Annotated in this window: 16 protein-coding genes; 9 read left to right on the top strand and 7 right to left on the bottom strand. The window is 65.9% G+C overall.

The features are described 5' to 3' along the window. Nucleotides 1-112: 112 nt before the first annotated feature. Nucleotides 113-742 carry a LysE family translocator gene (locus ABEA50_RS11395; RefSeq protein ID WP_345495242.1) on the top strand — a complete coding sequence of 210 codons (630 nt, stop codon included), beginning with the start codon at nt 113-115 and terminating at the stop codon, nt 740-742. Between the two features lie 80 nt (nt 743-822). Here ABEA50_RS11395 and ABEA50_RS11400 read toward each other — a convergent pair whose 3' ends face one another. The 3 genes from ABEA50_RS11400 to ABEA50_RS11410 all read right to left on the bottom strand — a co-directional run bounded on the left by ABEA50_RS11400 (nt 823) and on the right by ABEA50_RS11410 (nt 4,074). Beyond that, a complete protein-coding gene (locus ABEA50_RS11400; RefSeq protein WP_345495244.1) occupies nt 823-2,178 on the bottom strand; it encodes a TIGR01777 family oxidoreductase in 1,356 nt (451 codons plus the stop codon). 166 nt (nt 2,179-2,344) lie between these two features. Then, nucleotides 2,345-2,809 carry an NUDIX hydrolase gene (locus ABEA50_RS11405; RefSeq protein ID WP_345495245.1) on the bottom strand — a complete coding sequence of 155 codons (465 nt, stop codon included), beginning with the start codon at nt 2,807-2,809 and terminating at the stop codon, nt 2,345-2,347. Then, complete coding sequence (locus ABEA50_RS11410) at nt 2,809-4,074, bottom strand: helix-turn-helix transcriptional regulator (RefSeq protein ID WP_345495246.1); 1,266 nt, start codon at nt 4,072-4,074, stop codon at nt 2,809-2,811. The genes ABEA50_RS11405 and ABEA50_RS11410 overlap by 1 nt, the downstream gene beginning before the upstream one ends. A 263-nt stretch (nt 4,075-4,337) precedes the next feature. Between ABEA50_RS11410 and ABEA50_RS11415 the strand changes: the two genes are divergently transcribed. The 3 genes from ABEA50_RS11415 (at nt 4,338) to ABEA50_RS11425 (ending at nt 5,474) form a co-directional block, all read left to right on the top strand. Continuing rightward, a complete protein-coding gene (locus ABEA50_RS11415) occupies nt 4,338-4,643 on the top strand; it encodes a hypothetical protein (RefSeq protein WP_345495247.1) in 306 nt (101 codons plus the stop codon). Next, entirely contained in the window at nt 4,640-4,996 is a 357-nt protein-coding gene (locus ABEA50_RS11420; protein WP_345495248.1) for a hypothetical protein, read from the top strand. Before ABEA50_RS11415 ends, ABEA50_RS11420 begins: the two co-directional genes overlap by 4 nt. 145 nt (nt 4,997-5,141) lie before the next feature. Next, nucleotides 5,142-5,474 (top strand): hypothetical protein, encoded by a 333-nt coding sequence (locus ABEA50_RS11425; protein WP_345495249.1) that lies wholly within the window; start codon nt 5,142-5,144, stop codon nt 5,472-5,474. Between the two features lie 150 nt (nt 5,475-5,624). On the opposite strand, the gene ABEA50_RS11430 is transcribed toward ABEA50_RS11425, so the two are convergent. From ABEA50_RS11430 to ABEA50_RS11440, 3 genes are all read right to left on the bottom strand, one after another. Further along, nucleotides 5,625-7,079 carry an amidase gene (locus tag ABEA50_RS11430; RefSeq protein WP_345495250.1) on the bottom strand — a complete coding sequence of 485 codons (1,455 nt, stop codon included), beginning with the start codon at nt 7,077-7,079 and terminating at the stop codon, nt 5,625-5,627. 536 nt (nt 7,080-7,615) lie between these two features. Continuing rightward, on the bottom strand, nt 7,616-8,404 hold the full coding sequence (locus tag ABEA50_RS11435; protein WP_345495251.1) for an AAC(3) family N-acetyltransferase: 789 nt from the start codon (nt 8,402-8,404) through the stop codon (nt 7,616-7,618). Between the two features lie 85 nt (nt 8,405-8,489). Continuing rightward, nucleotides 8,490-9,443 (bottom strand): alpha/beta hydrolase, encoded by a 954-nt coding sequence (locus ABEA50_RS11440; protein WP_345495252.1) that lies wholly within the window; start codon nt 9,441-9,443, stop codon nt 8,490-8,492. Between the two features lie 128 nt (nt 9,444-9,571). On the opposite strand from ABEA50_RS11440, the gene ABEA50_RS11445 reads away from it, so the two are divergent. Then, nucleotides 9,572-10,225, top strand: a complete 654-nt coding sequence (locus ABEA50_RS11445) for a TetR/AcrR family transcriptional regulator (RefSeq protein WP_345495253.1) — start codon at nt 9,572-9,574, stop codon at nt 10,223-10,225. Nucleotides 10,226-10,421: 196 nt separating this feature from the next. Here the strand turns inward: ABEA50_RS11445 and ABEA50_RS11450 are convergent, their stop codons facing one another. Beyond that, the gene (locus ABEA50_RS11450; protein ID WP_345495254.1) at nt 10,422-11,420 is read right to left on the bottom strand and encodes a helix-turn-helix transcriptional regulator; all 999 of its coding nucleotides are present in this window, start codon (nt 11,418-11,420) and stop codon (nt 10,422-10,424) included. A gap of 115 nt (nt 11,421-11,535) precedes the next feature. On the opposite strand from ABEA50_RS11450, the gene ABEA50_RS11455 reads away from it, so the two are divergent. The 4 genes from ABEA50_RS11455 to ABEA50_RS11470 all read left to right on the top strand — a co-directional run bounded on the left by ABEA50_RS11455 (nt 11,536) and on the right by ABEA50_RS11470 (nt 15,424). After that, nucleotides 11,536-12,003 carry a VOC family protein gene (locus ABEA50_RS11455; RefSeq protein WP_345495256.1) on the top strand — a complete coding sequence of 156 codons (468 nt, stop codon included), beginning with the start codon at nt 11,536-11,538 and terminating at the stop codon, nt 12,001-12,003. A 78-nt stretch (nt 12,004-12,081) separates the two neighbouring features. Further along, the gene (locus ABEA50_RS11460) at nt 12,082-13,119 is read left to right on the top strand and encodes an aldo/keto reductase (RefSeq protein WP_345495258.1); all 1,038 of its coding nucleotides are present in this window, start codon (nt 12,082-12,084) and stop codon (nt 13,117-13,119) included. Between the two features lie 245 nt (nt 13,120-13,364). After that, the gene (locus tag ABEA50_RS11465) at nt 13,365-14,843 is read left to right on the top strand and encodes an NDP-hexose 2,3-dehydratase family protein (RefSeq protein ID WP_345495259.1); all 1,479 of its coding nucleotides are present in this window, start codon (nt 13,365-13,367) and stop codon (nt 14,841-14,843) included. Continuing rightward, a complete protein-coding gene (locus ABEA50_RS11470; protein WP_345495260.1) occupies nt 14,840-15,424 on the top strand; it encodes a dTDP-4-dehydrorhamnose 3,5-epimerase family protein in 585 nt (194 codons plus the stop codon). Before ABEA50_RS11465 ends, ABEA50_RS11470 begins: the two co-directional genes overlap by 4 nt. Nucleotides 15,425-15,429: the final 5 nt, after the last annotated feature.

Consider the following 15,429-nt stretch of genomic DNA (forward strand, 5'->3'; position numbering starts at 1 on the left):
GGTTCGGCTGCACACGGTCGTCACGGCGCTCTCGATTCGGGAGGCCGCGGCGGCCGTCTCGCTTTCCTCGGGGGCCCGCGCATCGCGCCTGGTGGCACCCTAAAATCGACTCATGCTCGTTTCACTCGCGTCGTTTCTCGTCGCCGCGACCATCCTGGTGCTGATCCCAGGCCCGGACACCCTGATCATCGTGCGCGGCCTCATCCGTGGCGGACGTCGCGGCGGCATCCGAACCAGCGCGGGCGTGCTGTGCGGGCTCATGGTGTGGGTGATCGCCGCGACACTAGGATTGTCAGCCCTGTTGCGTGCCAGCGAGTTCGGCTACGAAGCGCTGAAAATCGCGGGCGCCTGCTACCTGGTCTGGATGGGCATTCAGTCGCTGCGCTCCCTGCGCCGCACCGCCACCGAGATAGCCGCGGTCGACGTGTCGAACACCGCGCAAACAGGACGTTCCACCGGCTTCCGCTCCGGCTTGCTCACCGACATCCTGAACCCGAAGATCGGCATCCTGTTCATCAGCTTCCTCCCCGGTTTCGTCCCCGACGGCTACCCCGTCGGCTGGACAACCCTCGGCTTGGCCAGCATCTACGTAGCGCTCACCGCCGCCTACTGCTTCGTCCTGGTCACCGCCGCCGGCAAGGTCGCCACCTGGATGCAAACCCCCCGCATCCGCAAACGCCTCGACGCCATCGCGGGCTTCGCCCTCGTCGGCTTCGGCGTGCACCTGGTGACCGAAGCCTGAGCGCTCGAACCAAGCAGCGACGGGCCTGTTGGCGCCGAGGTGTACTCCCGGGAAGATCCGGCCGCCTCGGCGCAGCGCGATCACTCCAGGCGCGCCCGCCCCAGGACATGACGCAACGCGGGTTCTAGTTCCGCGGCGCGAAACGCATGGTCGCTGCCGAGAAGGCGTTGCGGTGTCACGCGTTGGCTCGCCGTCGCGAGTTCCTGCGCGCCCTCGCCGCCCAGGAGCAGTTCCGGACCGAACGCGGGCACGGGAAGCAGTGTCGGTCGGCGCAGTGTTTTTCCGAGGGCACGCGTGAAGTCGTTGTTGCGCACGGGGTTCGGTGCGACGGCGTTGACAGGCCCGTGCAGCTCGGTGTCCCACAGCGCGCGGTGATAGATGTCGACGAGGTCATCGATGCCGATCCACGGCATCCATTGACGGCCCGCGCCGATTCGCCCGCCGAGGCCCGCGGCGAACAGTGGCCGCAGCAGCCGAAGAACGCCGCCGCGTGGCGACTGCACGATGCCGGTGCGCACGGACACAACGCGGGTGGTCCCGGTGGCGGCTTCGCTGGCCGCGTCCTCCCAATCGGCGACAACGTCGGCCAGGAAGCCGGTGCCGCGCTCGGCGTTCTCCGTCAGCACCTCGTCGCCGCGATCATTGCCGTAGTAGCCGATCGCCGACGCGGAGACAAATGTGGGGACGCCGCTGCGTGCGGTGAGCTCGGCGAGCTTGCGGGTCGGGTCGACCCTGCTGTCGCGGATCGCGCGTTTGTGCTCCTCGGTGAAGCGTCCCGCGATCGACTCACCCGCCAAATGGATGACCGCGTCCACCCCCGCGAGCAGCGCCGGGTTCGGGTCATCGGGGTTCCACCGGCGCTCGTCACTGCCGTGAGGTTGATGACGCACCAAGCGAACGACCGTGTGACCGCCCGCGGTGAGAAACGCGGTCAGTGCCGAACCGATCAGCCCGGAGGACCCGGTCACCGCAACCGTTTTGGCGGCGAACCCGCGTTCGGCCGCCCTGCCGTGGGCGTCGAGATCATCGGCGAGCTGGCGGTACCGATACGCGAACATGGGGCGGAGCGCGAATTCCGGAACCCAGGTGTCCACCCGGTCGATCACCCTGGTATGGGTGGGGTCGACTTCGGCGAATTCGTGCACGTGATGCCACGACAATGCCTTGGCGACGGGAATCGAAGCCGGTCCGTCTCGCGAAATCCGGTCAGCGAATCGAGACGGCGGATCATAGGCGGCGGCCTCGTGCTGGGCGACCCAGCGAAGCCCACCCGGTAGGCCGAGCACCGCCCGCCCGTCCGCGAGCGATTCGGCCTCCTCGACCAGCGACGCTGGCTGCCACGGCGGCGCAAGGCGGGCAAACGCTCCCGGGCGTCCGAACCACGCGAAAACTTCGGATCGAGGGACCGCGACAACAGTCGAACACTCGATGCTCATCCCCCGACCCTACGCAGCTCGGCTCGCGGTGATGGCGTTATCTTCGCGGGACGCCCTCGAGCGCGGAGCAGGGACGTCTGACAATGCCTGGTCATCGAGGTGAAGAACCCCAACCGCCACGGGTGCTGAGCGTCATGGCGACTTCCATGCTCGGCCTGCCCGAGACTCAGGTCCGGAGTTCGCCGTGCTCGAGATACGCGATGGTATCTGACTTGCACGAGCGACAGGCGTGGATGAGGCGGCGTTCGAGTCGCTGAATCACGTAGTCGGACAGCTTGTTTACGGGAACCCATTCGGTTCTGTCGATCTCGACACCGTCGACGCGCATCTTCTGTTCATCGTCACCGAGTGCACCGCAGTCGAATATGTACAGGATCTTGTCACCTTCGGAATCGCTCGGCGCCCAGTCGTGAACCAGCAATCGACGCACCGACCGGTTCAAGCCCAACTCCTCTCGAACCTCACGTTCGCAGGCCGACGCAGGAGACTCGCCCCTATCGACATAACCGCCGGGGAGATCCCACCGGTTGCCATAGGTCTTGCGAACAAGCAGGATGCTGTTGCCGTCGACAAACAGCGCACCGGCCGCAAGACGAGGTGTGGCAAATAGCTCGACTGGGTTACCTACCATCAGATCGACTCGAGAGCGTTCACGCGCCGCGCCAATCTGTCGAGTTCGACCGGACCATCCATCTTGCTACGCACCAATGCAATGACCACCTTTCTGCTCAAGTAATGTTGTCGAACTTGTTCGGGAGCGATTCTTTCGGCCATCAGTAGCGTGCTGAGCGCGTCGGCGCGGTTACCTCCAAGGCAATGTGCGCGAGCGATATCGAGGAGATAACGCGTACGTCGTTCCAAGGGCGCGCTGTTTACATTGATTGTCGAGTCGAGTGCAGTCTTAAAATCACCGAGCTCAGCCGCCGTATTGACACGGTGGATAGCAACGTTGGTGGGACCAAACGCAGTCCACAAGTGGTTTGCGTCTTTCCCTAGACATTGCGCGGCGTTGCTGGCTTTGTCCAGATAATCGAGCGTTCTAGCCCTATCGCCGAATCGTGCGGCCGCGATGGAACCGACTAGCAGAAGCGTTCCATAAACCGACAGGACGCTGTCGTTCTCGGGTACCTCGGCTGCCAGGCTCTCTACACCTGAGTCGACCAAACTCATTGCGGGTTCAAGACGTCCGCTCGACAGCAGGGCGAAAGCGACCGACCGAATCAACGAACCCCGAACCGACGGACTATCGGCAACATCAGATGCGTTCAAACCACGTTCTGACGCAATCCACGCGGCATCCACTTCACTCGCTTTCGCCAATACAGACGCAGTGCACTGATAGGCCATGGCGAGTAAACGGTACGCCCGCGGACGCTCTATTTCCTCGCAATGTCGTGAAACTGACTGCGCGTCAGGCAGTAACACCGCGCAGCGACTTGCCGCAGCGGCGAGGTGCGAGTGCTGATACGCGATGAAAGCGACTTCGAGATCGCGCTCCAAGGACTCGACTGACGGAATCTGACGTGGCCGACTCGGCACAGGTCGGTAGTGACTGGCACCGTAATCGGTCAGTACAGCACACAGTTGGGTGATCGCGGGCGATCTCTGTCGTGACGATCGTTCGTCCCACGGTATCGAGGCCGGTGTGCCGGGGCCGACAAGCTCAGTGGTTCGCCGGCTGGTTGTGATTTCGGCACGTAGCGCGGTAAGTGCCCCACCAGCGCCGAGAGCCTTATCCAGGGCTGCAACAAGTTCTGATGAAGGGAGGTTGGCGTCTTCCCATTCAGTCATCGAGACGTACTGGCGTGAGTAGCCGATCCGGGTGGCGAGCGCACGCTGACTGAGTCCAGCTTCGTCCCGGCGGCGTTTGATTTCACGCGCGAGTGCATCGGCCACGGCTGCGCGGTGCAGTCCGTGGTCGACTGGCTCGTTGGTAGGCCCCCTGCTCATGGGTTCATTGTGACTTACCAGGCAATGGTGGCAAGTCCCCTTTCGGGTAATTTGCCACCTTCCTTGCCTGCAGGGTGGCGCGGTGTGCTCAGTTCAGGCGGCACGAACCGTGTGCCCCGATCCGATTGGGAAGCACGAGGCTTGCCTCGAATGGCCTGTCCTCGGCGTCCGGAAACTCTGCCAACCGACTCGTGCACCAGGGGGCGCGCATGTCTGAGCTCGCGATCACCATCGTTGTTGTCGTCGGATCACTGGCGCTGCTCGGCGTCGTGTTCTGGCTGCTGCCGTGGCTACTCGATCGACCCGTCGACGTTCCCGGTGCGGTGCCGGTCGACGAGATCCTGAAGCGGGGATGTCATGCGGCGCCGGAGGCTCCGTATTCCGTCGAGCAGGCGCATCGTGTGATGCAAGTACGCATCGACTGCGATACCGCTACGTGTGCGGCGAAGCACGCCGCGTTCTGGACGGTGGTCGACGCCGGGCGGGCGACGCCGGACCCGCGTGTGGAGCGGTGAGCGAGGATGAACCGCTTCTCGCGCTCGGGTACCTGCGCGGCGACTTGTCCGGCGAGGCACAGCAGTGGGATGCGAAGCGGTTGCGGGCGTTGGCAACTCGCTACGGCTATCGCATGGACTTGATCGTGACGCACACGGCGAGCACTCCGAACCGCACCGCGGAGCTGCTCGACCTCGTGCGCCGGATGGACGTCGCGGCGGTGTTCCTTCCTGCTTTGGAACACCTACCGGTGTCGACGGTTCGAGCATTGCTCGGAGAAGTCGACGGGGTGACAACCCTGTACCCGCAGCAGACATTTCAGCGGCACGCGACCGCAGCGGATGTGGAATGCCCGCCGCGTCGACCGTTTTGATGAATCTCGTATATCGCCGGTGAGCTGGTCGCGGTAATGTCCGTGTATGGGTGGTGGGAGGCCGGGGGTCCGGTGGTTCGTGGTGGTGGTGCTGTGCGTGATCGGGGTGCTGTCCGGGTGTACACGGTCGGTGTCGGGGACCGCGGTGGACCAGAAGGAGGCGATCGCCGGGGTGTGGACTGGTACTTACAGCTGTACGCAAGGCGAGACCGGGCTGCGGCTGGCGATCGAGCCGTCCGGCAAGATCGAATTCTCCTTCTATCCGGTGAACAGTGGTAGTCATTCGGCGACAGGTAAATACCAGGCGGAGGCGGTGTTCATCATCGATACGCTTGGAATCGCGGCCAAAAGGTGGATCGAGCGGCCCGGTCGCTACGACATGGTGAATCTTCTGGTCAGGGAACGCACGGCGACCACCATGCGCGGCGAGGTGCTGTCGCGCGGATGCACGACGTTCTCGGTGAGTCGGAATCGGTAGCGGCTCTGTCGAACCGACCGCCCCAGCCCCCGAACGCGCTGATTTCGGGCGCCGCCCGGCGAGGGAATGTCGAGCCCCATCGCCTGCGGCAATCCGAATCGATAAGCTGGTGCACCCATAACCTCCTGCGGTGGAAGCTGATTCACCGCGTCAAGACCCGGGTGCCTCGAATCCTCCGATCCGCTGCTCGAGCAATTCGGCAAGCCGCAACGGCGTCCGGTCCTCGAACATCGGCCCGATGAGCTGCACGCCCACCGGCAAACCCTCGGGGGTTCGACCCGCGGGTATCGCGGTGGCGGGAAGTCCTGGCATGGTCGCTACACCGGCCCAGACCATCTGATCGCCGTAGGGGTGTTCGACACCGTCGATGTCGATTCCCTGTTCCCACGAATTGGGGCCTTGGTTGTGCGGGAACGCGGGGGTCGGTGTGATCGGGCATATCACGGCGTCGAACTCGGCGAAGAGTTGTCGCCAGCCGTGGCGGTGTCGCTCGCGGAGGTTGTTCGCTTCGATCCAGTCGCGGTGACTGAACACCGTGCCACGCAACCATGCGGCGTCACGACTCTGATCGTCGGCATCGAGTCCGGCCGCGGCGGCGCGCAACTGTTCGTACTGCTGCGCGGGGAAACTCGCGGCGACATTCGAGACCATCAATTGCGTGTAGAGCGTGGCGGCTTCGGTCAGGTCGGGTAGCAGTGGACTGTGGCGTTCGACGCGGGCGCCGTCGGCGGCGAGTGCGTCTGTGACGCGGTTCAGCGCGGCTCGTACGGCGGAACCGGTGGGAAGTACCGGATGCTCCTCGAGGATGAGGACTCGGAAGTCGCGCAGCTCCTGGTGCCGCGCGGGCGGCAGCGCCAGGTTGTACGCGACCCCGTGCGTCAGCGGATCAGGGCCTGCCATGACATCCAGCAGCAGCGTGAGGTCACGGGCGGTTCGTGCCATCGGACCCGCGACCGCAAGCTCTCCTTCGCTAGGCAATGCCTGTACCGGTGGCGGAACCATACCGCGCGTCGCCACCAGCCCGAACGACGGCTTGTGCGCGTAGATGCCGCAGAAATGCGCGGGCGTACGCAACGAACCGGCGAGGTCGGAGCCCAGCGACAGCGCACCGAATCCGGCGGCCAGTGCCGCCGACGATCCACCGGAGGATCCGCCGGGGGTGCGAGTGCGGTCCCACGGGTTGTTGGTGGTGCCGTAGATGTCGTTGTAGCTCTGCCAATCCTTCAGCATCAGCGGCACATTGGTCTTGCCGAGCACCACCGCCCCGGCAGCCTTCACCCGCGCTACCGCTACGGCGTCTTCGGTCGGCACATAGTCGGCGAACTGCGGCATACCCCAGGTCGTGGGGAGCCCGGCGACGTTGTAGGACTCTTTGACCGTCAGCGGGATGCCCAGCAATGGCCGGTCCTCGCCGCGCGCCCGCGCCTGGTCGGCCTCGCGTGCGGCGTCGCGCGCACGGTCGAAGTCCGGCACGCAGATCGCGTTGATCGTCTTGTCGTCGCTCTCGATGTGCGCGATCGCGTCCTCGGTCAGCTCCACCGAGCTCACTTCACCTGCGCGCAAGGCGGCCGAGAGCTGCTCGGCCGATCGGTAATTCCACTCCATGAACCCGACGCTAACTGCCCACAGGAGTGGGCATAAAATCCCAGTTCGCGCAACGTATTTGTGCGCTGCCGCCGACGAGTACCGTGGCGCCGACGGGAAGCGGTCAGGGGTAGACGACCACTAGGTGCTGAAGCCGATCGCGAGGGATCCGCGATCAGCTCTCCTCGCGCGGATCCCGTTGACGAGTGACTGTTCGAGGTTCTCGTTACAGCGGCAACCCCCACCGGACGCGCGAATTCCCCGGTAGCAGCGAGAGTTCCCGCCTCGATCCCGACTAGGCCACGACGCACGAAAGCCGATGATGCCTTGTCGCCCTTGTCCGTCCGGCGCCCTAGGGACTCCCCCAGCTACTGGTGGGCGAGGTCGTTGAGTTGGTCGCGGGCGTAGGTGCGGAGGGCATGCCTGATCATGGTGTAGCGAACCGGAGCAGATCGTTGGCCTTCCAGAGTGATCGCAGTATCGCGCCGATCGCAGGCACCTCGATCTCGCCGCTGTTCGTCCGTCGGACCGGGGAAAGCGTTGGCGACGCACACTACCTACGCCCGGCGGAGTTTATCCAGCGAATCGTGTGAATGGTCGGCGTGTAGTAGTTCGGTGAGACGGCGAGTCGCGAAGTCGACCAACGGTTGCGCCGGGATCAGTCGGCACGGCGCGTCGCCGATCATGACCTCCTCGATGCCTGCCCGCTCCTCGAATTCGCGACCGACGGTCGGGAAATGCCGCCCGTTGTCGTTGCCGACATCGAGCGTCTCGACCCACACCCGTTCGCCGTCGAACTCTCGGGGAAAGCGGCGAATCCGCAAGCGGGGGTTCGGTGTCAGCGTTTCGGCGTAATGCAGAAAGGTGTTGCGGTCGTGGCCGACTCCTAGCAGAAGAATATGGCCGCCGAGGTCGTGCAAGCGACCGAACGGCGATGTCGGTCCCACCGCGAATCCGAGCGTCTGGCGCCGAACGATGTCGGCGGCCCGAGCGCCGATGGCGGCCACGGAGGCCTGCGGATGCGCGCTGCGCATGCTCCCTGGCAAACAACGCAGCGATTCCGCGACGGCACCCATGCCGGTGGACGGCAGGTCGGGATGATAAGTGGGTACCGCCGCGCGCCGTCGCATTACCTCGACATCGGGGATCCCGACGCGACTGGGAGCGGGATCGGTGACCTGCCAGGTGAACGTGGGAGCAACGAGCGTGCCGGTCGGGCCGAGGACGGTGCGCAGACTGGCGATGACGGTGGCGGCCGCGCCCTCGACGCGGCCGATGCGCGACAGCGAGGAGTGCACGATCACCGACATGCCCGCACGCAACCCGATCGTGTGCCATCGCGCCACAAGGTCGGGTTGTGTCAATCCCTGTGTTCGCGGCCCGGTCATTCGCATGCTCGGGGGTCGCCGTCTACCGGACGGTGGCTCGCACTCACTTCGCCAGCGCCGCACGAAGAAACGCGAGAACCTCCGACTGGGCGGGCTCGGCCTGTGGTTCTACGCCGGGCATCGCGAGGAACCCGTGCCGTGCGTCCGGATACTCGGTGTACTGCACGTCGGTTCCCGCGGCGCGGAGGAACTCGGCGTAGCAGCGGCCGTGATCGGCGACGGGATCCCGGGTGGGCACGACGACGAGCGCGGGGGCCAGGCGGTCGAGGTTCGCGTACAGCGGCGACAGGACGCGGCCGTCGGTACCCGTTGGGATGGCCAGTCGTTGGAACAGTCGCAAGGTCGGCAGGTTCAGCCCGGGACTGTCCGTGGGCTCGGCGATCGAGGGGTAGTCGAACATCGTCTCGGACACATCGACCGCGGGGTTGACCAGTACTTGCGCAGCAAGGTCGAGCCCGGTGTCCCTGGCGCGAATGGCCGCCAGGGCGCTGATCAGTCCACCGCAGCTTTCGCCGAAGACGGCGACGCGCGCCGGATCGATACCCCACCGCACGGCATGGCGTACCACGTGGTCGAGCACGTCCCAGCCGTCGTCGACGGCATTCGCCAGCGGACTGTCGTGAGCGAGGAGACGATGCTCCACCGAGACGACGACGGCGGGCAGTCTGGCAGCGAGATGACTGTTGGTCCAGTCGCACTGCACTGCGGTCCCCACGAAACCGCCTCCGTGTACATGGATTACGAGTGGCAGGGCCGTTCCGGGATCACCGTCTCCTGTCGACCGCGGCCGGTACACCCTGACCGGTAGGTCGCGGCCGGGCAGCGCGATCTGCTGCCAGGTGATCACCGCGTCCTGGTGCGGTTCGCCGGTGATCGCTCGCATCTCGGGTGAGGCGCGGAAGCGGTTCTCCGCGTCGCGGTAGGCGAGCAGCTCTTCGCGCGTGATCGCCGCGAAGTCGGGGGCCAACGGCCTTGCCGCAGTGTTGATCTCGTTCATGATCTTCCTGTCCTGGGCCCGGTGTCACCGGGACCTCGGTGTAGTCGACAACGTCTTGTCCCCATTATGCACGCGGCGCGTGCAACAGCAAGTGCATAGGTTATGCTCGACTGGACGAAAGGGAACAGATGACTGGCCGAAGGCGATGGTCGACCGACGAGATCCTGGATACCGCGGCGCAACTGTTACGCACCGGCGACGCCGAGTCGTTCAGCGTGCGCAAGCTCGCGTCGGTGCTCGGCACCGACTCCTCCAGCCTCTACCGGCACTTTCGCAACAAGACCGAACTGCTGCGGGCGGTGGCCGACCGAATCCTGCTGGCCGCCATGGACGACTACCGCCCCGAGGGCGATTGGAAACAACGCATCACCGCGGTGGCCCTACGTTTACGCGCAGCCTTCGGCGAACAACCCCAACTCGCCGCGGTGTGGGGACGTTTCGGCTCCGGCGGTACCGGATCCCGCCTGGTGATGGAAGAACTACTCCAGGCCCTGCGCGTTTCCGGCCTCCCCGACACAGAGGTGCCGGTGCGCTACCACCGTCTCGCCATCCTCCTCGCCGCGCTGATCGCCGCGGAATCCGGGATCAGCACCGTCGCCCCGGCCGAGTACGAACAGGGCATGGAGCAATTCCGCGTCGCGGTACTCGGCGCCGACCCCGAACACTTCCCCGCCCTAGCCCATTTCGCGCGCGACATCCGCCCCCTGGGAGCCGAACGCACCGCCGCCTTCGAGCAGATCCTCGCCGCCCAACTCAGCCACATCGAGGCACAGATCCCCTGAACCTTGCCGGACGCGACTGCGTCGAAACAGTCCGGGCTCATTCCCAGCTAGTCGGCGAGCCGACCGACGGTGCTGCCGTCCAACCCTCGCGCGGAAGCGACCTCGGGACGCGCGGCACCGCTGCTCCTCGGCGGTTCGGGTGTCGGCACCACCGGGCTCGCGTAAAGCGCCGGGGCCGGGAACATCTCGCAGTCGGTCAGGGGCGACCGGCCGTGCGGTGGGCGCGGCGGGCCAGTTCGGCGAAAGCGGTGCGCAGTGGGTCCGGGGTGATGACCTCGATCTCGGCGTCGAAGCGCGCGAGCGTCGCGGCGAGGGCGATCCAGGACCAGGAACCGAGGCCGAGTTTGGTTCGAGTGGGGCCGAGCTCCTCGACGACGCCATCGCCGACAAACGGAACCACCTGTGCAGCAGGCAATTCGAGAATCGCCTCGCCGTAACACGGCCAGCTGTCCTCGGTTTCGGAGCCCTTGAAACGGGCCGAGAGGAACGTGGCGATGTCACCGCCGGGTAGGTGTTTCGACACAAAGCGCGGCCCGTTGGGGACCCGGAGCGTCATCCGGTCGACGCGAAAGACGCGCCAGTCCTCGCGGGATGGGTCCCATCCCACGAGGTACCACCGACCGCCGCGAGCCACGAGGTGATGGGCCTGCACGCGCCGCGGCGGCTGTGAGTCGATGGAATCGGAGCGTGTCGGTGATCGGTAGTCGAATCGCACCTCCGTACAGGTTCGGATGGCGGCGCTCAGTGCGAGCAGGACCGGCGGGTCGACCTGCGAGTCGCTTGTGCGCGCGGTTGTTTCGACCGCGGTGATCTCCAGAGCGTCCACGTGTTGGCGCAAACGCGAGGGCAGGACCCGGCGGATCGTCGCCAACGCGCGGGTCGCGCCCTCCTCGATGCCCGCGCCGGTCCCGACCGCGATGCGTAATGCCACCGCGAGCGCGACAGCCTGTTCGTCATCGAAACGCAGCGGCGGCAGTTCGCTACCCGCCTCCAGGCGATAACCCCCCTCGGGCCCCTTGACCGCACGGACCGGGTAGCCCAGCTCACGCAAACGATCGACGTCGCGGCGCACGGTGCGTTCGCTGATACCCAGCCGCTGCGCGAGCAGTTCGCCAGGCCAATCCCGACGGACTTGCAGCAGGGAAAGCAACGACAACAGGCGCGCGGAGGTCGTGGTCGAGGAAGCAATGGGCACAACGACCAGATTGCCATAAATAGCGGACGTTCCCTGACCGGTATCGCTGCCAGAGTGGTCCTCGTCGCACGGAATCCCCGGCGACGAAACCTCCTGCGAAGGGAACCGAACCACAATGTCGGTAAACGCTGTTGCTCACCTGAACTTCCACGGTCAGGCGCGCGCCGCCCTGGAGTTCTACCAGTCGGTGTTCGACGGGCAGGCCACGATCGCCACCTACGGCGACTTCGGGATGCCCGCCGAGTCGCCCGACGCGGCCAAGGTGGTGTTCGGCCAGGTGGTCGCCGACAACGGCTTCCGTGTGATGGCCTATGACGTGCCCGGCGCCGACGAACCGGCGAGCAAGGCCGCACCTTCCACTCGCCGCGAACACGGGACCACGATCACCGAGGAGCCGTTCTTCCTGTCCGTCCGTGGTGAGACCGTCGACGAGGTCGGTGCGCTGTGGAAACGCCTCGCCGACGGCGCCACGGTCATCGAGGACTTCGGCCCCGCCCAGTGGGCGCCCGCTTTCGGGATGTTGAGCGACCGCTTCGGCGTCACCTGGATCCTCGACGTCGTCGCCGAGTACACCCCGGCCTGATCGACACCCTGGGCGCGGCCGAACCTCGGTCGCGCCCAGTTCTTTTCCTGACGAACGTCGGCTACCACAGGAGACAGCATGCGCACCCGCCCACTGGGCCGCACCGGCATCCAGGTGAGCTCGTACACCCTGGGCACCATGAAATTCGGGCGCTTCGGCAACCCCGACCACGATGACTGCGTACGCATCATCCACCGCGCACTCGACAGCGGGATCAACACCATCGACACCGCCGACGTGTACGGCGGTGACGGCGAATCCGAGCGTATCGTCGCAAAAGCCTTGCGCGGCCGCCGCGACGACGTCGTTGTCGCCACCAAGTTCAACGGACCGATGGGTCCTGACCCCAATCGGCGTGGCAATTCTCGCCGCTGGATCGTCTCGGCCGTCGAGGCGTCGCTGCGTCGACTCGATATCGACCACATCGATCTCTATCAGGTCCATCACCCCGCACCCGACACCGATATCGAGGAAACCCTGAGTGCGTTGACCGATCTGCTGCGCTCGGGAAAAGTGCGTGCCATCGGCCACTCCAACCTGCCGCCCTCGGAAATCGTGGAGGCCCAATGGGTGTCCGACCATCGCGGACTGGCCCGATTCCGCACCGAGCAACCGCACTACTCGATTCTCGAGCGCGGAGTCGAACGTGAGATCTTCCCGGTCTGTCAGCGCTATGGCCTCGGCACCCTGGTGTGGAGCCCGCTGTCGATGGGATTGCTCACCGGCCGCTACCGCAGGCGCGGCGGCGAAACGGCATCGGATGCGCTCTTGCACTGGGCGCCGAAACACATTGCCGACGAACGCAAACGCGACGCCGTCGAAGCGCTCATCCCGGTCGCCGCACAGGCCGGACTGTCCTTGACCCACCTGGCCATGGGTTTCGTCCTCGCGCATCCCGCGGTCAGTTCGGCCATTATCGGACCGCGCACCGCCGAGCAATTGGACGACCTCCTCGCCGGAACCGCCACCGGCCTGAGCGACGACCTCCTCGACCAGATCGACGACATCGTGCCGCCGGGGACCGACACCGGACCGATCGACGTGGCATACGTGCCACCGCACCTCCAGGACGCGAGACTGCGCCGACACGCCTTCCACGATCGGGCTGCCGGATGACGCCGCGACAACCGGTCCCCCGGCTCGAGAGGTAGCCGCACGGCGCAGCTGGTAGTGCGTCGACGCCCGCGAGTTCGGCAGCCCGACGCACCGCCTCGGGCAACGTTGAAGGGGCGCGTACGCAGCTCTCCCACCGAAGTTCGAGTGTCTTTCGAACCGCCCCTCTAGCTGGGTGCGCGAAGGTGAGTCCGGCCCGCCCACTCCGGGTCGGGCGAGGACCCCGGCGGACCGAGCAGGAGTTTGATGTGGCGCACCACACCACCGCGGAACAGACCGCACCGCTGTCGGTGGGGCCGGACGTGGACACGCCACGTCGGCTCGCGGTGTCGGCGGTGGCCGGCTCCGATCCTGCGGGACCGCTCGGTGACCTCGATGGGTTTCGGCAATGGTTCGAGCAGTGCCACGGGCGCGCCACCATGGCGGTACGCCAGGTGTCGCTGGACGACCTCGCAGGGTGGCGCACCGACCAGGACACCGGCGACATCACCCACGACAGCGGCCGATTCTTCACCGTCGGCGGCTTGGAAGTACACCGCAGCGGCGCGCCCGTCTCGACCTGGAGTCAGCCGATCATCAACCAACCCGAGGTCGGCGTGCTCGGCATCCTGGTCAAGGAGTTCGACGGTGTGGCACACCTACTGATGCAGGGCAAGGTGGAGCCGGGCAATGCTCTTGGACTTCAACTTTCGCCTACCGTGCAGGCCACGAGGTCGAACTACACACGCGTACACGGCGGTTCGGCGGTCCCCTACCTCGACATCTTCCGCGACACGGCCCGACACCGCGTCCTCGCGGACGTGCGGCAGTCCGAACAGGGCGCGTGGTTTCGACAGAAGCGCAACCGCAACATGGTCGTCGAGGTCACCGAAGAGGTTCGCGAACTACCGGGGTTTTACTGGCTGACCCTGGGCCAGGTGCACCGATTACTGGCTGTCGAGGACCTGATCAATATGGACGCGCGGACGGTACTGGCTTGTCTGCCCTTCGCCGGGCCCGCACTGCGCGAGGCGATCGTGCCGCCGCACGGCGAGTTCCACGCCGCGCTGCTGGCTTCTTGCGACGCCGACAGCGGCGGCCTGCACAGCATGGCAGAGGTGCTCAGCTGGGTCACAGACATTCGCACCCACACCGAGGTCGCCACACGAGAGTTGCCGCTGGCCGCGCTCCCGGACTGGCATCGGGTCGACGGGACCATTTCGCACGTCAGCGGGCAGTTCTTCGATGTCATCGGGGTCGAGGTGCGGACGAGGACACGGGAGGTGCCCGGCTGGAGCCAACCCATGATCGCCGCCAAGGGCACCGGCCTGGTGGCGTTCCTGGTGGCCCGCGTGCACGGCGTGCTGCACGCACTCGTCCACGCTCGCGCCGAACCCGGATACCTCGATGTGGTGGAGCTGGCCCCGACGGTGCAATGCACGCCCGACAACTATCGGCACCTGCCTGCCGCCGCCAGGCCGACGTTCGTGGACGAGGTGTTGTCCGCCCGTCCCGAACAGATCCGGTATCGCACGCTGCTGTCGGAGGAGGGCGGCCGGTTCTATCGGTCGCGCAACACGTATGCGGTGGTCGAGGTCGAGCGCGACAGCCGCCACGAACGCCAGGACTTCCGCTGGATGCCGGTGCACCAGTTGGCAGATTTACTTCGCCACAGCCACTACGTCAATGTGCAGGCCCGCACGTTGGTGGCCTGCCTGCACAGCCTGACGATCCGGACCACTCGATGAAGGCGCGCGACTTGTCCGTCACCGGTGCGCTGGAATTCGATGCCACCGGCTTCACCGACGATCGGGGAAGCTTCGTCACCCCACTGGATGCCGACGTGCTCGCCGCCGAACTGGGCCGCCCGCTGTTTCCGGTGGCGCAGGGCGCGATCAGTCGATCCAAACGGGGCGTCTTTCGGGGCGTGCACTACACGATGCCGCCACCCGGCCGGGCGAAGTATGTGTGGTGCGCGCACGGTCGCTGCCTCGACATGGTGCTGGATGTCCGCGTCGGCTCCCCGACCTTCGGCGCGCTCGAGATCGTGGAATTGGACGGGAGTGCACAACGCGGCCTGTACCTGCCGATCGGTGTCGCCCACGCCTTTCTCGCACTGGAGGACGACACGGTGATGACATACCTGTTGTCCGGCGGCTATATCCCGGAAAACGAATGTGCGCTCGACCCGCGCGATCCCGAGCTCGGTGTGCACGTTCGCTCGGCCCAGCTACTGTCCGAGCGCGACACCAGCGCACCGACCTTGGCCGAGGCACTGGAACGCGACCTGCTCCCCCACTACGAGGACTGCCTCGCGCTGGAGCCGTGACCTGA

Origin of the sequence: Nocardia callitridis (genome assembly GCF_039543305.1) — a bacterium.
Lineage (GTDB): Bacteria > Actinomycetota > Actinomycetes > Mycobacteriales > Mycobacteriaceae > Nocardia > Nocardia callitridis.